We start from the raw sequence: 20,640 nt of genomic DNA, 5'->3' as shown, positions 1-20,640 counted from the left end.
ACATGCTGTTACATAAATCACCATAAAATCATTGATAACAAACAGATAAAGCTAAGCCTACAAGCTGAGACAGATTAATATTAGGCATAAAGTTACTTATTCAGTCCGATACAACTGCATTGGTTCAGGTCATTGAACTCAACTATCTTCTCCAACAACACATCATACCGTTTCACTTAGGATTTGTAGCGATTAGTCGTTCTATCATTAACCTTGCCGTTTTAGAATGGATTTCGATATAGTCGTCATTTGACTTCAAATATAATAATTACCTAAAGTAAGGAATCAAAAATTTAGTGCTATCAATAATCAAGTTTTCTTTTCAGAACACCCTATTTTGTAATCTAAAACATCACTAAGAAAACGTTATACTGACGAATTAATTACATCAAAAAATAAATAATTATCTGTCACTTTATGAGAGGTTAATTAAAAAGTTGTAAATTGTAATCCATAAAAAATACAAATGAGTACTTGTGGAACAAATCAAGTAAATTGGAGTTAACTTGAAGGGCACAAAGAAATACAATATGGAATATCATTAGGCTTTGTTCATATTTTTTAAACGTTTAGTCGGTTATTACATGCTTAAAATACGCTGTATAGGAACATATCCATTATTACTCTCACAGCATAATCCGTTAGTAAAAACATATTACAACTACTGCTCTAGGGGATCCCCATTACATTTTTATACTATATGACTTGATTTGTATTAAATACATCGCATCGTTCTTGCAGCTAATGACATATAGGCAGACAATTTGGTTATTATTGAAGATGTCAAAAATTTGGGTCACTAAGCCATCTCTATAGCTCACCAACCAGAATGCATCAACAAGCACCTCAGCCCCTGTTAACGCCTACTAACCCAATGACAGTGGTTAATCGTAGGTTTCGTAAATGGGAAAATAACATAACTAACGACCTTCTACATTTGCTAATACCTTTTGATATCGTGAATGAAGCTTGCTTATAAGAACCCCAAAGAGCTTCGCTGGACTAGAGACATAACCGTCTTAACCAGTCAACTGACTCTTATAAGCCTTATCTATGCCCTCTGCGGGCCAAGTTTGTTAAATACTAGGTTTACACTATATTTGTTCTGAGGCAGCCATTTCCTTTTAACAAATTAATCAACAATTAGTGTTTCCTCCCCTCACCTATTTGACTTTATTTGCAACAGGACCTTCTGAAAAAGCTTTTACTAGCTTGCCTTTTCCTAGCTTATCTCTTTACTCAATCAACTGAACTTAATTCAATTGAAAGCTTACTCGTTGCTAATGACTTGCCATATTTTTTAGAAAAAGAGCAAGCTGTCCAACGTACTAATGATTTAAAAAAGCTATCGATGACATTGATGAAAAATTAGATAATGGTACAATGCAGTTAGAGCTGCAAAAAATAGCAATCATAAACTGTCTAGACACAGTATGACTGTTTTTTTACTGGAGCTTAACCAAGCACCATGCATTTGATCTTGAGGCAAATATTGGTGATGGTCGCCAGAACTATGTTGCGAGCTATACCTACAAATACTGATAACTCTGACTAGATTTAGACCTTAAAAATTTAAGTTCTGATGCCTAGAATCTGGCTTTCTAAAGCCTAGCATTTCCCTTTATTGCTCAGACTAGATCAAAAAGGCAAACCATCAGGTTCACCTTTTGTCTTTCTCATAATTAAAAATCTTGAACCTATTGTCGATGCGATTGCAGTGAGTTTTGCAGATGTTTTCTGTGGTATTACAGCTCAGTAAACGAGCCAACGATAAACTATTACGACTAATCGCTCATCTACTCCCATTCAACATAAAGCCGATATAACGCCCTATGCTCTATCATAGGTGGTATACGCTAGATCCATTTCATAAATCAAAACAAGCCTAATCTTGTTGCTTTTGCTGCTCTGATTCTCTTCTAACGAGAATAAACGTCAGATACATTTTTGTTGGCAATGACAGCACCATACCAAAAGCGATGCACATTGCACTGATAATGATGCCATTGACTCCCATCGCCTCTACTGACGCACTAAAGTTATGGCAATAGATCCCCAGCAAGATGAGTAGCACGCCAAGAGTAATACAGGTTTTTAGCAGTAAAATAAGCTTTGCATCCGCCACTCGTCCCCCTTATATAAGTATTATCCCATACGCTAATATTGAATTGATTCGACATGCAACGTGTTGACTCAGATCAAAGTAGAATAAGTGGCATTTAATTAAATAGCCGCTGTAATAGCGTAGGCTAAAGCCCCCACTTATGGCGACAAATCTAACTGTAGCGCAATAATCTCAGTAAGGAAGTACATATCGCTACGATGCCAACCGCTCAGCACCGTTTCATCTTTTTTTAATGTGAAAGTCTATTCAATTAGATTTTAATGTTGCTGAGTTCCGTCATCAGAATCGCTAATCACATTGGCTTTGATTTAGATCAATGAGTGCCTACGCCTTTTCAGGTCATATAAGAGTGAGCTAAGTCACAAACGTAGATTGCCGTTACATCGCAAGGCTCACGCAATTAATGACTTTATCTCTTTTAACAATAACTGAAACGTAACATTTAGAGGTGCACGATGGAACTATTACCAAATTGTTATACCGATCTTTGTGTCAATGGAAAATGGTTCCACTATGATCATGGCGCAAGCTCAGTGTTCATGCTCAATGGTAGCAAGCCACTCTCTTTTGAATTGAACTGCCTTCCTAAAACTGAAGATGAGTTGGAAATGCATTTAAGCCATATTTCGAACAGCCTGATATAAATTCGGCTGTCTTTATCTGCACCGATAACATCAAGCGGTTGGCTTCAACGAGTAAGCTAAACGGTTAGGCTAAAAAAATTAAACGACTCACACCTTTAACGAATGGGCCACCTATGGCCTTTTTCTGTTTGATTTGACTGTCGCATTCAAACCATTCAAACCATTCAAACCATTCAAACCATTCAAACCATTCAAACCATTCAAACCATTCAAACCATTCAAAAACAATATTCATAAAAAATAATTATTAAATCAATAATTTTTGATAATTTTATGTTTACATTAATTCGCTATAAACTCTGTACATCGAAAATAAATCATCAAACCGCGCTACTCATACTGTTCACGTTCAAGTTCGGTGAGGCGTTTCAAAAGGCAATATATGAAGTTTTTACACACCATGTTAAGAGTCACAGACCTTGAGACATCCATCGAGTTTTATACCAAGGTATTGGGTATGAAAGTACTAGAAAGAACAGACAACAGTGAGTACCGCTACACCTTGGTCTTTGTCGGGTACGAGGCTCAAGCCGATAGCACCACGATTGAGCTGACCTTTAACTGGGACACTAATGAGTACGAGATGGGCAACGCATTTGGTCATATTGCACTTGGTGTTGAAGACATTTATGCCGCGTGTAACAAGATTAAAGCACTGGGTGGCAATGTCACTCGTGAAGCCGGTCCCGTAAAAGGCGGCAATACTCATATCGCCTTCATAACCGATCCAGACGGTTACCAAATTGAACTCATTCAAGTTTCAGGAGAATAACTCTATGACTAATGCACTATTTCAACCAATCCAACTGGGTAAACTTGCGCTAAAAAACCGTATTGTTATGCCGCCGATGACTCGCTCTCGCGCTAGCCAACCAGGTAATGTCGCCAACCAAATGATGGCTGAGTATTATGCACAAAGAGCATCTGCCGGACTTATCGTTGCCGAAGGCACGCAAATTTCTGCAAATGGTCAAGGTTATGCTTGGACACCTGGTATTTACAGCCCTGAGCAAATTACCGGCTGGAAGCTAGTGACTGATGCAGTGCACGCTAAAGAGGGCAAGATTTTTGCGCAGTTATGGCATGTTGGCCGAGTTACTCACCCTGACAACATTGGCGGTGAGCAACCTATTTCATCTTCAGCACATGCAGCTAAAAACGTAAAAGTATTTATCGATAATGGCACTGACGCACCAGGCTTTGTTGATGTTGTTGAGCCACGCGCCATGACTAAAGCCGATATTGAACAGGTCGTTGGTCAATATCGTCAAGCGGCACTCAATGCTATTGAAGCAGGTTTTGATGGCATTGAACTGCACGCTGCAAATGGTTACTTGATCAACCAGTTTATTGATTCTGAAGCTAATCTTCGCACCGACGAGTACGGTGGTTCAATTGAAAACAGATTACGCTTTATGGCCGAAGTTGTTGCAGCGATGACTGATGCTATTGGCGCCGATCGCGTCGGTGTCCGTCTTGCTCCATTCACCTCACTCAACGGCACTGTTGATGCGACACCGGTTGAAACTTATACTGCTGCTGCTGCACTGCTCAATACACTCAACGTCGTTTACATCCACATTGCAGAAGTTGACTGGGACGATGCACCTGAAACTCCAAAAGAGTTTAAACCTGCAGTGCGCGCTGCATACCAAGGTGTGCTCATTTATGCGGGTCGTTACAACAGTGATAAAGGGGCAAAAGCGATTGAAGATGGCGTGACCGATATGGTTGGCTTTGGCCGTCCATTTGTGGCAAATCCGGATCTGCCAAATCGTATTAAAAATGGCTACCCATTAGCGCCTCACGATCCAAATACCCTGTTTGGTGGCACAGAGCAAGGATTAACGGACTATATAGAGTACAATCCGAGCTAAACCGCTTGTAGATTATTGGCCAGAGAGTATCTCCCGAAGCCATAATCTATCACAAGGTCTGCAAACGATACCCTACGGTTATGCACTGTGATGAATAGCGCTCGTAGGGTTAATACGTTACCTCCCAACATATTGTTCAAGAAGCAGAAACTGAAAGAATAACAATGAGAATACCAGCGCTGCGTGGAGAGATATTATTGTTGCTTGCGACCTTGCTTGCAGCTGTGGGTTGGATAGCCTCAAAACGTATCATTTTAGAAGTGCCTGGTGAGACGTTCATCACCGCACGTTTTCTACTTGCCAGTCTCATTTTACTGCCATTCTGTTACCAACGCATTCTCACTCTTACCCTTAAACAAGTTGCCTCAGTTTGTGCTGTAGGGCTTATTTTAGCGGCCTCTGTTCAAGTGTGGGTACACGCACCAATACGCTAGCGGAAGGGGCTTTCATTATGAGTTTGGCGATGATTATTGCGCCAATCACCTCATGGTTACTGTTCCAAATAAGACCGAACCGTGCTTTTTGGATAGCCTTACCGATTGCCATCAGCGGCATGACATTGTTAACACTAGCCAATGGTTGGCAGGTAGAGCCTAGCCAATGGTATTTCCTGCTAGCATCGGCGTTACTATCACTGCATTTTGTATTTAATAAAAAAATCCTAACCAGCATCAATCCACTGACCTCTATCTGCTTACAGTTGTTTATGGTCGGCATTAGCGGTGCATTTTCGGTCTTATTAACCTCCCCTGAAGCATTTGAGATCAACCGCGATATTATATTCTGGTTTGCTATTTCAACAGTTATCGCGACTGTCCTGCGTTATCTCATGCAAACCATCGGACAGTTTTCAGTGAAAATTGAAACGGCGTCGTTGATTATGATCTTGGAGCCTATCTGGACACTGATATTAAGTATGAGTGTGCTTGGGGAGGTTATAGAGACACAAAAGCTCATCGGCGGTGGCATTATTTTTTTATCATTGTTTGTCTACATCAAGTTGTCAAAAAGATAACCGCCAAATCGATTGGTTATTTTTTAAAGACGCAATTAAAGTCAATAAAGGCCACTAATGTGACCTTTATTTAACACACTCTAAAACGATACTTTCGCTAGAATTTATACGCCACACTAACGCGAACATCTCTGCCAGCAGCCGCTACGCCATCGGCCATGTAAGGCTTGTAGTACTGGTTAGTAATATTCTTGACCGTAAGGTAGGCTTCCCAGTTATCTAATGCGCCAGACTCGCCAGTAAACGCCACATAAAAGTCCTGCAAGAAATACGCATCAGTGGCTTGATCCGTTCTAAAGCTACTTTTAGTCGGCATCTCATCTTCAGACTTACTGTCGTACCACTTACCACGCCAAGCAACCATTACGTCACTCGTCAGATAATATCCCAGCTTTAGTCCAATATTGGTCGGCGCTAAATCAGCCAGGTACTCATCTTCACCCGTTGAGTCCTTTAAGCTGCCATCGTGCTTGCCCTCTATATAAGAGGCGTCTAAATCTGCGAATAGATCTTGGTAGCGATAATTTAATACCAAGTCGACACCTTGATTGTAGTATCCGCCAAGATTGGTGTTGTAGCCTTGAGCTTGTTCTACAGAGTTAACCCCAGAGCGCTTAGCCACATCATTCTCGCCTTTGTGGTAGTACAAGGTTATTTGAGTTGATAACGTGTCGCTATTAGCAAACAAGTCATGATTAAGCTGGGTCAACCCTAACTTATAGGCGTGTAAACGCTCAACCTCTAGATCACGGCTTGAGGTGATAGCTTTACTGGCCTTGGCATATTGCACCGTATAAATATCATCAATGACTGGCGCCTGTAATGTATAGGCGTAATCAAAGTAGAGCTGGGTCTGTTCAGTTAAGGCGTAATGAACACCTAATCGCGGTGAGAGTCCCGAGTGTGAAACTGCGCTGTAGTCATGGCCTGCGGCTAAATCATTATAATCAGACGCCAAGTTTCCCTTACCTTCACTACGAATATAGTCATATCTAACGGATGGTTTAACCGTTAGAGCATCATTAACTTGGTAACTTAATTTGGCATAAGCGCTTGAGGTTTGCTGCTTACCGCTGGGCTGATAATACGGCGTATACAGACCAAAGTTTTTCGCTTCTTTCTTCTCATAGGTTTTATTATAAACCAGAGAGTCACGGTCTGAACTTAAGTACTGCAAGCCGATTAATAAGCTGTGGTCGCCGAACCAGCTGGTGTTATTGATATCGACAAAAGAGCGTTTGTAGTTGAGCCAAGACTCATGGCCAAAGTTACCCACCGAGACATACATCTTTTCCCATGCGATATCAGGGCGTACCCAATGACGCTGATTCTCACTGGTTGAAACGACCAACTGAGTATCAATCAAATCATTGTCTGGTGTATAACGATAGTTCAACGAGTAATTCGTATCTTCGTAAATATTGTGAGCCGTTGTTGCGTAAAGCGCTGTTTTATAATCACCATACTTTTTAATATTGTAATCACTGATATTCGGCATTTGACCACGGCGATTAGCCCACGGCTTTTGGCCTTCATCGGTATAATCGGTCATCGATAAAGACAATAAATGTGAACCATAATCAAAATCTAACTTCGCTAATAGGCTATTTTGACGATAACCTGAGTAACTAAATTTAGCTTCATTGCCCATATCATATTCAACGGGCTCGCCCTCATCAGCAATATTCCCCCCCCAAACTCCATTACCTAAAGTGGTATCGTTAGCGTCTCGATAGGTGTAATTAACAATGGCAGACAGATGGCGGTTAAACTGACCATATAAGCTCACTAAACTACGCTTTTCATCGTCATTATCACTATAACCTGCTTTAACTCTTGCGCCAAAATGCTCTCCAGTATCCAAAAAGTCTTCCGCACTTTTACTGGTTACATACATAGAGCCACCAAAACCGCCGTTGCCTGAACGAACATCGTGAGCCCCTTTAATCACCTCAACCTGTTTAATTAGGTCCGGGTCGATAAAGAAAGAGCCATAGCGGTATTGCTCAAAACCCAACGGTGCATTATCTAAGTAGAGGTTCAAATCCTCCACAGCGCCAAAGCCCCAAACATTAATTCGTTCGCCACCAGAACGGGTTCCACCATCAATGTTAACCCCGGGAAGTTGATCGACCAACTCAGCAAATTGTGAAGACTGCTGCTCCTCAACCTCTTTCATGGTAATCACAGCTTCACCCGGAGGTGTTAATTTTAAACCACGACGATATGACCTGCCGGTAACTTCAATAATCTCAATTGCATCAACCTTAGGCTCGCCTAATACTTGATTCATTGAGCGAGAACTGCCTTCTTCAACCCTTTGTTGTAGATGTTGATCCGTTTGCGCATATACATGCGACTGAACAAATAGAGATAAAAAAGACAATAAAAACAGCTTAATAGAACGTGACAGCACTAGGATATACTCATGAGGATGTAAGATGGCGGCAGTATAAAGAAAAAACACCCAAATGATAATGATTATCAACTGCAATTTACATTTGAAATAATTGTGTTACCAAAACACCCGATTTTAACTCATATTTTACAAAATAAAACACAAAGTTAAAGTTCATGTTTTATCTGCGAGCGCATCCCCAATTACGTATCGGCAATTGACCACCGGCAAAATACAGCCCCTTTAAGCAACCAAGCCTAACACTATGAATATTCCTACATTAGACATCCACATACTGCTGTATGTTGAACCTAAAGAATTTATCAATATAGTATTAAAATTAGACTATCATCTTACTAGTATCGCTTGCCTATTTAGGTGTTGATTACACTTAACATTAACACTCTAATCGATGGCAACAAGGATGAAATTACGGCGTCATACCTTCAATTTGTACGTTAGGATCATAGATGAAAAAACTTAAGCAAACTCGTAGAGACTTTATTAAAACGGTCGTTATTGCGGGGGTCAGTGTTTACTTCTCACCGCTTGTCAGTGCCAATAGTCGAGAGCAAGAGTACTTATATAAGCCAAAAAAACCATGGGCTAGTGGGGGTAAGGCTAAATTTAGGGTTGATGCAATTCAGAAGGTTACCGGTGAAAAAGTGTTTGCTCGCGACTTTAGAGCAAAAGACTTTGATCTCTGGCCTGATAAGCAGTGGCACGGATACATTGTGTGTGCAACGGTGGCTGATCGTACATTTGAGAGTATCGATTTATCTTTTTTAGAGAAACAACCCACTAAAGTTATTTTGGCCGAAGATCTTGCTAAAAATGACGTCAAACTCCCCCCTTTTCATGGTGAAGAGATGTTACTAACCAAAGGGAGTGTCGCCCACTTTATTGGCCATCCGGTGGCGATTCTATTGTTTGATGAGTTTGATGACTTTAACGCCGCGAAATCACGCTTAGATTTCAATCCAGATGTACTCAAATTTGGCGATAAAACAGAACTTTATCAGAGAAATCCCTATGCATCATGGCGTGTGGTACGCATAGCAAAAGAGAGAAATGATTCAAGCGATGTTTTTTCCCCCTTCCAAGATGGGCTATTTTTCCCCGCCTATCAGTTAAGACAACCCAAATGGCCTAGGGAACGTAATATAGGAGGAACCCTAGGTGAAAAAGGGATGTATTACGCGGATACAATCCAACAAGATCTATTAAAAACAAATATTCATGTCGTTGAAAAGCAATTTCAAACACAAATTGTTGAGCCGATGATGCTCGAGCCAGAAGCCGCTAATATCTGGTTTGATCAAGCGACTCAGACCGTACACGGTACCGTTACCTGCCAAGATCCAAGCGACTTTACCGAAATGGCAGTACATCTGCTAAAACAGACCAAACAAGCTAAAGATATTAAAAGTATCGTGCTTTATTCAGGATTTGTTGGCGGCGGATTCGGTGCAAAAGACCACTCAGTATTCCCTTATTATGCCCTTGTTGCTAGCCTATTTTCCGATGGTAATCCGATTAGAATCGCCAATGACCGCTATCAACAGTTCCAGTCCGGTCTTAAACGTCATCCCTTTAAAATCAACAACCGTTTAGGGATCAATAAAGACACCTTAAAAATTGAAGCATTAACCTCTGTATGTGACGTGGATGGGGGCGGAAGAGAAAACTTCAGTGCCAGCGTAGCCTCTGCTGGTATGTCTGCAATGCAGGGCGTGTTTTATATTCCAAAAAGTGATTTACAAGCAACCGCTTATCACTCAAGGAATGTCACATCAGGCTCAATGCGAGGTTATGGCTCGACACAATGTATGCCAGTGGTCGATCTCATGATAGGACAGGCTGCCGCAGAGTTAAATGTAGATCCGTTTGAGCTTAGACGCAGAAACCTATTACACACTGATGATCTTAATACTCAAGGAGCCGAAATTGCAGGTGAGCTGCGCTATCGCGAAATTTTAGATAAAGCAGAGCAACATCCTATCTGGAAGAATCGAGCGGCTAACAAACACACTTTTGAAACCAACAACCCAAACAAAACATTTGGTGTCGGCTATTCATTGCTTTCTAAGAATTATGGCACGGGTAATGTTGGCCCTAATGCGGCAGTCAACCTGCTGGAGTCCGGCGAAATTGTTTTAGAAATTGAATATATGGAGATGGGCAGCGGCGCTCAAACCAGCCAAGGGTTATTAACCGATAAGTTCTTTGGCCAAGCAGCTGATGAAGTGCAAGTTGCTGTTACTGAGACTTGGAAAGCACTGCAACTGTTTGAAACAGACAACCCCTATACCATCAGTCAAGAGAAGCAAGATAAGATGTCTAAAGACCCACTCTGGACACCCGTAAAGCTGATGGCAAGTAGTGCATCCGATTCCGCTACTTTTCAAACCGAAGCAACCAAAGGAGCCTGTGCGGTCGTCTATCAATACGGGATTTTACCTGCGGCGCGTACATTGTGGAAACTCGATAAAAACAGCGACCTTTCCGCAGCAACATGGCAAGACGGACAATTCACCCAAGCAGGTTACCCCAACTTACCTTTGGCGTTACTGGCATCAACTGCACACCACCTTGGGTTAGTTACAGGTTGTGTGGCACATACGGTAAACCGCTGGGCTTGGACTGAAGCAGAGTTCACCATTGAAGGTCATACCCAAGTACATTCGTTAGATGCATTAGCGGTTCGCTATGGTAACGGCGCTAATAGCGCTAAAACACAGTTGATGGATAATTTAGGCTACCACCTCATTAAACGTAATTGGGTAAAATACCCAAGCACTCAATATAACAATGCCATGGTGACCTATTACGCTCCCTGTGATTGTCTAGTAGAGCTCAGCGTTGATAAGTACAGTGGAAAGGTCGATATTCTCCGCACTCACAGTGTACTCGATGCTGGCCCCGTGATTTCAAAGCCTATCGTCGAGGGACAAATTCAAGGTGGACTCGCCATGGGAATAGGCCATGTTTTACATGAGTATTTACCACCATTTGAAGATGGCCCCGGTAACGGACGCTGGAATTTGAATCGTTATCACGTGCCACTAGCTAGAGATCTCAGCGTATGGGACATGACACTTGAAATCCTGCCATCAAATGACAGTTCAGAGCGACCTAAAGGGATCGCCGAAGTGGTGATGTTACCGGTGATCTCCGCAGTTCAAGATGCAATATTCAATGCGATTGGCGAACGCTTCGACCACACCCCTATTACCGCTGAACAAATAAAGTCGAGGTTAAGTGTATGAGCAAAAGCACCGTTAATTTCATCCTAAATGGTAAACAAATCGGCCCTATTGCTGTCGATCAAAATACCATGATGATCCAGTTTCTACATGAGCACTTAAACTTAACCGGCACTAAATTTGGTTGCGGCGCAGGGATATGCCATGCCTGCGTGATCTTAGAGAAAACGGCTACTGGGCATGTGACCCATCGAACCTGTATTAATGGCGTAGGGTCATTTAATGGTAAGAACTTGATGACGGTAGAAGGTCATGCACGAATTGATGTGAAGACCCAAGAGCTTGAGTTACATCCGGTGCAACAAGCTTTTATCGAACACTTCTCTTTCCAATGTGGTTGGTGTACATCGGGCTTTGTTAATGAAGCCATCGGTTATTACGAGTCCCTTAAACAAAATCCAGTTAAAAAGTCTGAGCTACGATCTTCAATTGAAGCCTCACTGGCTGAACATGTATGTCGCTGTACAGGCTACGTTAAATACTATGAGGCAATAGAGGATCTTATATTGTCTCAACCAGAACTTGTTCGATAAGGATGTTATGAAAAAGCTCATTATTATCGGTTTGGCTTTGGGTCTAGCCGCGATCATTTTTATCTATCTTGGTAGCGGTAAATTAGCCAATGTCGCAAGTGCAGCTCATCAAAGTGAGGCCGTAGACTTAATCGTTGAGCGTGGCCGACAAGTCGCCATTGAAAGTGATTGTGTTGCTTGCCATACAGGCCCCAGTGGCGCGCCATTTGCCGGAGGCGTGGCGTTTGATTCACCATTCGGAATGATCTATTCAACCAATATTACCCCTGATAAACAATACGGCATTGGGCTTTACCAACGTGAAGATTTTTATCGGGCTGTAAAATGGGGTTACTCAAGTAAGGTCGGCAACTTGTACCCTGCTATGCCATTCACTTCGTACCGGAAATTAAATGATGAAGATCTTGATGCACTGTGGGCTTATTTCCAGTCCATTAAGCCGATTGCAGAGCCTAACAGTGCTAATGATCTTATCTTCCCAGCCAACATTCGCTTTTTCTTAGGAGGCTGGAACCAACTCTTTTTTGAAGACTCCGACTTTAGCCCCGACAGCAACCGCAGCAAACAATGGAACAAGGGTAAGTATTTTGTCGAGGCTGCAGGACACTGCGGTGAGTGCCACACGCCGAGAAACCTATTGTTTGCGATGCAACCCAGTAAAGCGCTACAAGGTGAATTTTTGGAAGGTTGGCAGGCGGGTGATATCACCGCTAAAGAGCTAAATTCACAGGGCTGGAACGCTAAAGATCTGGTTGATCTGCTAAAAATGGGTGAGTCTCGAATGGGCTCAACCTACGAGAATATGTATTTGGTCGTTAACCATAGTTTGAGTCACATGCCTAATGAAGACTTAGCTGCTATATCCGGCTATTTACTGGATAAAGATCAGGTCTCGATTGCAGAAGTTGATGGCTCTAGTGATCTTAAAATGGCTAAGCGAGTGTATTTAAGCCAAGAAGATAAAACACTTTCAGGCTATCAAACCTATGTTGATTATTGCGCAGGTTGTCATGGTTTAGATGGCTTAGGAAAACCCGAAGCCGTGGTGGCCTTAAATCAAAATAGCGCCTTTACCGCCCAATCGCCGTACAACTCTATCGCCGTTATTCTGCGAGGCTTGCCCAGTAAACGTCAAAGCCAAACCAGAGGCGTGGTGTCGATGTCATCTTTCAATGCACAAGTATCAGATCAGCAAGTGGCTGAGCTCGTTAACTTTGCAAGACAAGTTTGGGGAGCACAAAAGGATGCAAAAGTTGATAATGATATGGTCAAAGAGATTAGAGAAAAATTGGATAAAGAGGGTTATTTGAATCATCTACAGATGAAAAAATCGGATTAGAAGCTTTAACGTTATTCCCAAAAAAAACGAACCTAACGGTTCGTTTTTTTTGATCTCGCTAGCCAAATCCAAATAGACACACTTGAGCTTGCGTATGATAAATATCTATCCTATTTGATTAAGTAGCCGATACTTTTCTTAGCAGTGAAAAAGCCTGTTTGGCATTTTCATTGGTCACCACAAACCCTGTCATATTATTTTGATCATCATATGCTTCTGCCGTCACGCCTTGTTTATCAAAGCCCACTTTCCATGATGAATCAGTATTAAACCTGCCGCCGACTTGGATCGGATATGACGGTGTTTTCACTTTCACCATCATCGCTGGGAATGTCAGTTGTGATACTTGACCAAGTAACTGCTTAGCAAGCGCATTGGCACTCAAAATAATAGGTTGTAAATAAGCCATGACCTTGCCGTTAATCTCGGCGCAATCACCAAGGGCGTAAACATTGTTGGCAGATGATTGTAGCTTTTCATCCACTACAATACCGCGATTAACCTTAATATCCGCCTGCTGCGCTAAGTCGGTATTCGGTCGTAAACCCGCTGCAGAGATAACGCAATCGACAGTAAATACTTTACCCGCTTTAGTGGTAACCAGCATAGCTTGCTTGCCCTCTTCAGCTTTTGCGTTAATTTGCTCTATTGTCGTCACGTAGTCGTTAAGCTCGAGTGTCATTCCACCATCACGCAAAGGCTGTTCAAGCTTCAATGCGACAAAATCTGGTGCTACATTTGCGAGTAATCGACTATTAGGTTCAACAACAATCACCTTTTTGCCGCTCGTTTGTAGATCCATAGCCAGCTCAGCACCAATTAAGCCGCCGCCCATTATCAATATGCGATTAGCCGTGGTTAGCTTTTTCTGTGAAGCTCGGTACTCAGATAAACTGTTTAAAGTGACAATATCCACTGCAGCATCGCCTTTTATTGGCGGTACAAACGCGGTTGCGCCTGTTGCAAAGACTAGTTTAGAATATTGATAACTCTGCCCATTAGCTAACAGAGATTGCGTTTTGGTATCAACTTGTTCCACCCGTGTGTTGGCAAATAATTCAACCTGATACTGCGCAGCAAAGTCAGCTGCAGACAAGGTGATTAATGCATTTGCATCCTGCTGCTTGGAAAATACATGGCTTAAATCTGGCTTGTTGTATTCATCACCTTCATCAGCGGTAAAAACCTGAATAGGCAAACTAACATCTTGCCTGCGTATGTTCTTTATTAACTGATAGGCGGCGAAACCACTGCCAATGATTACAATCGGTGCTGTCATTACTACTTCCTCAAATACGTCGACTAAACCTTGTGTGCAATAAACACGTCTTTTCCCAAGTTACACTCAGGACAGAGGAAGTACTCAGGAACATCAGACCAAGGAGTACCGGGTTCAATTTCTTGGTTTGGCTCACCAATAGCCGGATCGTAAACCCAATTACACACGGTACAAATCATGCATTGGCAATCAGAATCATGCTCAGCATCTTTGTTATTGGCAACCGCTGCTTGCTGTGGTTGCTCAGACAAGCTGGCTACAGGCTTATTAGCTTCAGCTTTCTCATCCACAGCTACAGCCTTAGCAAATTGATTTATAGCAGGCGCATCGACCAATGGATGTAACGCCCACTGCTTAGCAATTTGACGGCCATGTTCACGGCATTCTCGCATCGCATTCCCATCTGGACGCCACTTAGTTTTCAAGCTAAGGGCCGTTTCGAAACCCGCGTCCATTAAGCGAGTTTGAATACGATCGACCGCACCGCCGCTCCAACCATAACTGCCGAACGCAGCGGCTTTTTTACCTTTAAATCTTAAGCCGGTGATCTCTTCAAGCATGCCTGCAATTTTTGGCATCATCACATTGTTCATTGTCGATGAACCTACCAATAAACCCTTTGATCGGAAGGTATGCGATAAAATTTCGTTCTTATCATGCTTTGAGACATTAAAGACTTTTACCGCCACGCCAGGGTCCACATCATGGATACCTTGAGCAATAGCATCAGCCATCATGCGTGTGTTGTTCGACATTGAATCGTAAAAGATGGTGATCTTATCTTCTTGATAACTGTCAGCCCACTCAAGGTATTGATGAATGATCTGCGTAGGGTTGTCACGCCAAACGATACCGTGAGAAGTAGCAATCATGTCCACAGGTACATTAAAGCTTAATACTTCGTGGATCTTAGCGGTCACCAGGCTGCTAAATGGAGTTAAGATATTTGCGTAATAGCGAAGACACTGCTCCTTAAGCTCATTCTGGTCCACTTCATCGTTAAATAGATGCTCGTCGCAGTAATGCTGGCCAAAGGCATCGTTACTAAATAACACCGCGTCCTCGGTCATGTAAGTCATCATACTGTCAGGCCAATGCAGCATAGGTGCTTCAATGAAGATGAGTTTCTTACCATTGCCGATATCTACGCTATCACCCGTTTTAACAATTTTAAAGTTCCACTCTGGATGGTGGTAGTGACCTACAATCGAATCAACAGCCGCTTCGGTGCAATAAATGGGCGTGCCGGGGATTTTTTCCAGTAATGCGGTTAATGCGCCGGAGTGATCTTCTTCCGCATGGTTCATCACGATAAAATCGATAGTATTAAGATCAATTTCCATCTCTAAATTTTGCACAAACTGATGACTAAAACGATGATCAACAGTATCGATTAATACTGTCTTCTCTTCACGGATGAGGTAACTGTTATAGCTAGTGCCTCTGGTCATCTTATATTCAGTACCATGGAAGTCTTGCACTTCCCAATCGCGTTGACCGACCCAATGAATGTTGTTTTTCACATGAATTGTCATTAGTTACACCCTAAAATATTAAATAAATTAAATCTTCTACTTGAGTAATTGCACTAACCATGCCAAAAAGTTAATTCATTGAAATAATTAGATAATGACAAAATCAAATCTAATGGGAGTGTAAATATGACAATGCAAAAAAGTGTCAAATAAACACTATCAATGTCAAAAAGACAATCCGATAATAGTCGCAATGACAGGCTAATAAAGAAGGAAATATCGCAGATAATGTCCATTTAGACAGAGTAAAATCAAGTAATTTGAGGACGAGAAATAGGTGCCGAGAGTAAGGATAATATTCGAGGGTCAATTCTGGGACGACTATATGACAACGTGGAATATAGGCAAGAGTAGATTTTGGCTGCCGTCTACAGCAAAGTTTATCAACACATATGACTAAACACATACCGCCAAGCCGATACTAGCTTCAAGCTAGCTCACAACCCTCTTTTTATTCTGACTCATTTGCTTTTTTATACGTATTATACCAATTGCATTAAGCATCTGTGTATTCAGTAGCAATAGCTCATGGTTTTCACTTCTGCTTTTCATTGAACCACTGCAGTCTCATCGATGCGCTTTGATTTGAAAATGGGTGAATGTGGCTGAGTTGACGACCTATTTAATCTAATGGGGATTAGAACAGAATTATTTTCTTTTAAACGCAAAAAAGCGAACCTAAAGGTTCGCTTTTTTTAATAACTAAAGAAAATTTAACTTTTCTTCAATTATTTAAAGTTGACTCAAACAGTAATTAAACTCTTTGTGTCGACTTTCGACTAGATAGCAACTACGTTAGCTGCTTGTGGGCCTTTTTGGCCTTGCTCTAGGTCGAAAGAAACTTTTTGGCCTTCAGCAAGAGTCTTGAAACCCTCTGAAGTGATAGCGCGGAAATGTACGAATACGTCAGCGCCGCCATTGTCTTGAGTAATGAAGCCAAAACCTTTGTCTTCGTTAAACCATTTTACGATGCCAGTAGTTGAGTTAGACATTTTATGTCCCTTATATTTAGTGGAGAATTAATAAATCTATCGCGAAAGTGCGATGTGCTGAGAGCTTGAATTATTAAATGTTACGATGAAGCTAAGGGAAACACAGATGATACAACGATAACGCAGAATCTGAAGCTTTACTTTTACTTGATGTTTCATTAATAACTCTGTATGCCAGAGCAAGGCGTACTTTACAGCACTTTGAGATATTGTAAAGCTTTTATTCATAAAAGATGAAGAGATACTATAAAAATTGAAAATCATTACCAATGTCGCATAGCTTTCAGTTTAGCCGCACGACTAAACTCAGTTCAGATGCTTGATGCTCTAAAGTCATCCTCGTAGCAATAGTACCCGCTCTATTTAGCTGCACTCACTTTATATACCATTCTACTTGAAGATGCAGGATTCAGGTAGAACGGGGATAGTCGTGTTCGTGAATATAGTATGAGTGTACCGCTGTCAGCTTCGCTTAGCCTTGGTAAGGGTAAACATCTTAATCTGCTGAGATGAGGAACCCTGAATGCTTTGATAACAAATATCTTCTATGTCTGCGCCTTTAACTAACAGTTCTACTGCGCTTCTTCCTGCTCGTCTAGCCACAATGATAATGCCTCCATCGAGCGCTGCCATAACGCTAACAACTGTTGATGTTGCTGCAGGTACTCTTCAGCCGTTACTTTTAATTGTTCGATATCACCACATGTCGTTGCCAGTTGCGTTAACCCCATGCTGGCGCTGCTGCCTTTTAGTGCATGTAATATTCGCTCGAAATCCTTAGGCGCTGCCGCTAAAGTTGCCATATGTGCTTGGCTAGAACCACGGTAAAGCTCAAATAGCTCAACCACAGCCTCTTTACCTAAGTAACTCATATCTTGCGTTAGCAGCGTGCCATCTAATAGTGCTAAGTTCACATTTGGCATAGCCTTAGATCCGGGCGCAGTTTCGAGCAGTGGTGCAATAGCTGTCGTTTGCGATGCCGCCTCGGGCGTAGCATTCAATTCATCAATCTCTTTTGCTCGTCCAAGCCAAGCCGTTAACGCCTTCATATCAAGCGGCTTCATTAACACCAAATCAAAGCCTTGCTGTTGATAATTTTCCATATCTTCTACTTGCAGTTGAGCGGTAAAGGCCGCGATCGGCAGAGAATGGCCTATCTGTGCATTTATCTGCTGTAACTCTTCAAGCAGAGTCATCCCCGAGCCATCGCCGAGTTGAATATCAAGCATCACCGCATCGTAATCACTGGCACTTATAGTTGTGTAGGCCTGCCTTGCAGCCTCACAACTAGTCGCTAACACGGAATCATGGCCAAGATGTGCTAAAAACCCTTGCGCAACCATCGCATTAATCTTGTTATCTTCCACCACCAACACCCGTTTAGAGCTAACAAGTACGGCTTGTAGCTGCTGGGCCATATCAGGTTCCACGCACTCTGTAAGCGGTAATGAAAAACCAAAGCTACTGCCTTGAGTAACTTGGCTTGTTACCCATAAAGCCTTTGAGGCTTCAGCACCCGCACTCATAAGTTCGACCAGCTGTTTACTGATAGCAAGCCCGAGTCCTGTACCACGATCGCGGCCTTTACTGGGCTCGTTACTGTAGGCTTTAAAGAGTTTTGTCATGGCACTGCAATCAATGCCTACACCGCTGTCTTGTACTTTAAAGGCCAGTGCACCTTGTTCAACCATCACGCTCAATTCAACAGTGCCTTGCGGAGTGAATTTAATGGAATTACCCAACAAATTAAACAGTACTTGACGTAATTTTGGACCGTCTATATAGACCCACTTTGGCAGGTTTTTATAGTTTGCCACTAATGTCAGGCCTGCCAAACCTGCGCCAGCAAGCATAATGGCCGTAACTTCATCGAGTAACTCAGCAAGATCCACAGCTCGAGGCTCATTAGCCAGCTTACTTTGCTCAAGGCGGGAGAAATCCAATATGTCGTTTAACAAGGTTTGCAACAGCGTTCCACTGTATTGTGATAATGCCAACATCTGCCGTTGTGATGGCGGTAGTTTTGAGTGACCAAGCAAAGTTAACGTGCCAAGCAGACCATTTAACGGTGTTCTAATTTCATGGCTCATAGTGGCCAAAAATAATGACTTTGCTTGGTTAGCCTGCTCTGCCATATCACGGGCTAATACATGCCCTTTGGCTTCTTTATCTAGCTGAACATTGGCCTCAGCCAGCTCTAATGTACGCGCCTCAACGGTGGCTTCCAATGCTTGTTTATGTTCAAACAGCTCTGTAGCAGTATCACGTAGTTCGGCTTGTAGTTTAAGGTTATGTTCGGTCTTCTGCTTAAAGGCTTTAATCGCGCTGGCCATTGCCGCTAATTCATCATCACCTTCAGTATCGATGGTCACAGCAGTATTGCCAAGACTCAACTGCGCCAATGCGGTTGTGGCCGCATTGAGTTTGAGTGCTATGCCTTGATAGATCACTTTGTAGACAACAAAGGCGATAACCAGCAGCATCAACAAGCCTGTCAGCAACAAGCTCACCTTAGACCAACTCAGCTGATTAAGATAATCGACTCTGGCCTTATCAGCTTCCACACGTTGAATGTTCATCGCCGTATCAACGGCACCATTTAGCGCATCTAATTTATCGGTAAGGGCTTGTAGTTTTAACTCTTGCGCTTGATTTAGTTGAGTGTGTTGTTTTTGCAGCAATATACTCTGGGGCAACGTCTGTAAAATACGGACTTGTCTTGCAAAAGCTTTCGATCTTACAGGGTCACGAATAATATTAGATAAGCTGGTCAAGGATGCAAAGTAGCGTAATCCAGCATCTGATGCAGGATCATTCAAACCTGAAATGGACACCCCGAGTTCTCTCAGCTGACTATCGTTTTTAGCTAACGAATTAAAAATGCCACTATCTAACTCTGGAGATTGAAACACTTGCCCCATCAAAGCAATATTATGCACAATTTTAAGGGCACGATTCAGGCGCTCTTGAATATCGAGATCTTGTTCAATCAAGGTATCGAGCAACTTTGAGGTTTGCTCTACTCCCACGACTTGCGGATATGCCAAACTGATTTTGGATAAGATACCCGAGTCAACGATGGCTAACTCTGCCAATAACAAGTCAGTGCTTTCGTTTGACGCGTCCACCAGCGCTTTACCTTGGAGCTGTAATTGATAAGCCGCCAAAATCCGCTGTCCCACTTGCTCTCCAAGACGCGACAAATCGAGAATGATATCCGATGCACTCTGTTCAAGGCTTAAGTCAAAATTTACATTCAAGGCTTTTAACGCACCAATCGCGTTAAGCATTGCGGCGCTATTAATCGACAGTTTACGACCGACCAACTGCCGCTGAGACTCAAACTCAGATTGTCCAAGTAATTTGGCATTTTCGGCCAATGCATTACTTGATAATACCAACTGACGCGCCGCCTCTGATGCTGGTAGTGCTTTATCGTAAAGGTATTTATCGGCTTGCTGTACCCAGTGCAAACTTAAGCTGCCTAACGTCACCAGCAGCAATAACAGCAGTGCCAATAAACTAAAGGCCAGCATTAGGCGACCTATAAGGCTCTTCCTTGATAAAGATAGTCTGGGTCGCGATGATGGAGTCAAATACAAAGCACTCACTCTTTTACGTTATGCTGTTACAATAT

At 42.4% G+C, this 20,640-nt stretch carries 15 protein-coding genes; 8 read left to right on the top strand and 7 right to left on the bottom strand.

Annotation, left to right across the window (positions count from 1 at the left end):
* Positions 1-1,885 precede the first annotated feature (1,885 nt).
* Positions 1,886-2,125, bottom strand: coding sequence for a hypothetical protein (locus CXF86_RS01220; protein ID WP_102038144.1), 240 nt, complete (start codon positions 2,123-2,125; stop codon positions 1,886-1,888).
* A gap of 455 nt (positions 2,126-2,580) precedes the next feature.
* Here CXF86_RS01220 and CXF86_RS01215 point away from each other — a divergent pair, with 455 nt between their 5' ends.
* Positions 2,581-2,769: a hypothetical protein gene (locus tag CXF86_RS01215; protein ID WP_101093035.1), complete on the top strand. Its 189-nt coding sequence runs from the start codon at positions 2,581-2,583 to the stop codon at positions 2,767-2,769.
* A gap of 64 nt (positions 2,770-2,833) precedes the next feature.
* On the opposite strand, the gene CXF86_RS22635 is transcribed toward CXF86_RS01215, so the two are convergent.
* Positions 2,834-3,004, bottom strand: coding sequence for a hypothetical protein (locus tag CXF86_RS22635; protein WP_180960980.1), 171 nt, complete (start codon positions 3,002-3,004; stop codon positions 2,834-2,836).
* 147 nt (positions 3,005-3,151) lie between these two features.
* Between CXF86_RS22635 and gloA the strand changes: the two genes are divergently transcribed.
* From gloA to CXF86_RS01195, 4 genes are all read left to right on the top strand, one after another.
* A complete protein-coding gene (gloA, locus tag CXF86_RS01205) occupies positions 3,152-3,541 on the top strand; it encodes a lactoylglutathione lyase (RefSeq protein WP_102038143.1) in 390 nt (129 codons plus the stop codon).
* Between the two features lie 4 nt (positions 3,542-3,545).
* Complete coding sequence (locus CXF86_RS01200) at positions 3,546-4,646, top strand: alkene reductase (RefSeq protein ID WP_102038142.1); 1,101 nt, start codon at positions 3,546-3,548, stop codon at positions 4,644-4,646.
* Positions 4,647-4,810: 164 nt separating this feature from the next.
* Complete coding sequence (locus CXF86_RS23145) at positions 4,811-5,080, top strand: EamA family transporter (protein ID WP_308303106.1); 270 nt, start codon at positions 4,811-4,813, stop codon at positions 5,078-5,080.
* Positions 5,081-5,097: 17 nt separating this feature from the next.
* A complete protein-coding gene (locus CXF86_RS01195) occupies positions 5,098-5,661 on the top strand; it encodes a DMT family transporter (protein WP_308303105.1) in 564 nt (187 codons plus the stop codon).
* Between the two features lie 97 nt (positions 5,662-5,758).
* On the opposite strand, the gene CXF86_RS01190 is transcribed toward CXF86_RS01195, so the two are convergent.
* Positions 5,759-8,149, bottom strand: a complete 2,391-nt coding sequence (locus tag CXF86_RS01190; RefSeq protein WP_257985244.1) for a TonB-dependent receptor — start codon at positions 8,147-8,149, stop codon at positions 5,759-5,761.
* Between the two features lie 380 nt (positions 8,150-8,529).
* Here CXF86_RS01190 and CXF86_RS01185 point away from each other — a divergent pair, with 380 nt between their 5' ends.
* From CXF86_RS01185 to CXF86_RS01175, 3 genes are read left to right on the top strand one after another with little or no spacing between them, the layout of a single operon-like run.
* A complete protein-coding gene (locus tag CXF86_RS01185) occupies positions 8,530-11,328 on the top strand; it encodes a xanthine dehydrogenase family protein molybdopterin-binding subunit (protein ID WP_102038141.1) in 2,799 nt (932 codons plus the stop codon).
* Positions 11,325-11,858, top strand: coding sequence for a (2Fe-2S)-binding protein (locus CXF86_RS01180; RefSeq protein ID WP_101093045.1), 534 nt, complete (start codon positions 11,325-11,327; stop codon positions 11,856-11,858). The genes CXF86_RS01185 and CXF86_RS01180 overlap by 4 nt, the downstream gene beginning before the upstream one ends.
* A gap of 7 nt (positions 11,859-11,865) precedes the next feature.
* The gene (locus CXF86_RS01175; RefSeq protein WP_102038140.1) at positions 11,866-13,197 is read left to right on the top strand and encodes a cytochrome c; all 1,332 of its coding nucleotides are present in this window, start codon (positions 11,866-11,868) and stop codon (positions 13,195-13,197) included.
* A gap of 118 nt (positions 13,198-13,315) precedes the next feature.
* Here CXF86_RS01175 and norW read toward each other — a convergent pair whose 3' ends face one another.
* The 4 genes from norW to torS form a co-directional block, all read right to left on the bottom strand.
* The gene (gene norW, locus CXF86_RS01170) at positions 13,316-14,476 is read right to left on the bottom strand and encodes an NADH:flavorubredoxin reductase NorW (RefSeq protein WP_102038139.1); all 1,161 of its coding nucleotides are present in this window, start codon (positions 14,474-14,476) and stop codon (positions 13,316-13,318) included.
* Between the two features lie 23 nt (positions 14,477-14,499).
* Positions 14,500-16,011, bottom strand: a complete 1,512-nt coding sequence (gene norV, locus CXF86_RS01165; RefSeq protein ID WP_101093051.1) for an anaerobic nitric oxide reductase flavorubredoxin — start codon at positions 16,009-16,011, stop codon at positions 14,500-14,502.
* 779 nt (positions 16,012-16,790) lie between these two features.
* On the bottom strand, positions 16,791-17,003 hold the full coding sequence (locus CXF86_RS01160) for a transcription antiterminator/RNA stability regulator CspE (protein ID WP_101093053.1): 213 nt from the start codon (positions 17,001-17,003) through the stop codon (positions 16,791-16,793).
* A 572-nt stretch (positions 17,004-17,575) separates the two neighbouring features.
* Positions 17,576-20,614: a TMAO reductase system sensor histidine kinase/response regulator TorS gene (gene torS / locus CXF86_RS01155; RefSeq protein ID WP_308303104.1), complete on the bottom strand. Its 3,039-nt coding sequence runs from the start codon at positions 20,612-20,614 to the stop codon at positions 17,576-17,578.
* Positions 20,615-20,640 lie beyond the last annotated feature (26 nt).

This window comes from Shewanella sp. GutCb, from assembly GCF_002836135.1.
Classification (GTDB): Bacteria; Pseudomonadota; Gammaproteobacteria; order Enterobacterales; family Shewanellaceae; genus Shewanella.
Note: the sequence above shows the minus strand (reverse complement) of the source record. Positions and strands in the feature narration are given on the sequence as shown.

Excerpts from the sequence above, each read along its gene's own strand:
- CXF86_RS23145 (WP_308303106.1), top strand. The coding sequence starts at position 4,811 with ATGAGAATACCAGCGCTGCGTGGAGAGATATTATTGTTGCTTGCGACC.
- norW (WP_102038139.1), bottom strand. The coding sequence starts at position 14,476 with ATGACAGCACCGATTGTAATCATTGGCAGTGGTTTCGCCGCCTATCAG.
- CXF86_RS01200 (WP_102038142.1), top strand. The coding sequence starts at position 3,546 with ATGACTAATGCACTATTTCAACCAATCCAACTGGGTAAACTTGCGCTA.
- CXF86_RS01180 (WP_101093045.1), top strand. The coding sequence starts at position 11,325 with ATGAGCAAAAGCACCGTTAATTTCATCCTAAATGGTAAACAAATCGGC.
- norV (WP_101093051.1), bottom strand. The coding sequence starts at position 16,011 with ATGACAATTCATGTGAAAAACAACATTCATTGGGTCGGTCAACGCGAT.
- CXF86_RS01215 (WP_101093035.1), top strand. The coding sequence starts at position 2,581 with ATGGAACTATTACCAAATTGTTATACCGATCTTTGTGTCAATGGAAAA.
- CXF86_RS22635 (WP_180960980.1), bottom strand. The coding sequence starts at position 3,004 with ATGAATATTGTTTTTGAATGGTTTGAATGGTTTGAATGGTTTGAATGG.
- CXF86_RS01160 (WP_101093053.1), bottom strand. The coding sequence starts at position 17,003 with ATGTCTAACTCAACTACTGGCATCGTAAAATGGTTTAACGAAGACAAA.
- CXF86_RS01185 (WP_102038141.1), top strand. The coding sequence starts at position 8,530 with ATGAAAAAACTTAAGCAAACTCGTAGAGACTTTATTAAAACGGTCGTT.
- CXF86_RS01175 (WP_102038140.1), top strand. The coding sequence starts at position 11,866 with ATGAAAAAGCTCATTATTATCGGTTTGGCTTTGGGTCTAGCCGCGATC.
- CXF86_RS01195 (WP_308303105.1), top strand. The coding sequence starts at position 5,098 with ATGAGTTTGGCGATGATTATTGCGCCAATCACCTCATGGTTACTGTTC.
- gloA (WP_102038143.1), top strand. The coding sequence starts at position 3,152 with ATGAAGTTTTTACACACCATGTTAAGAGTCACAGACCTTGAGACATCC.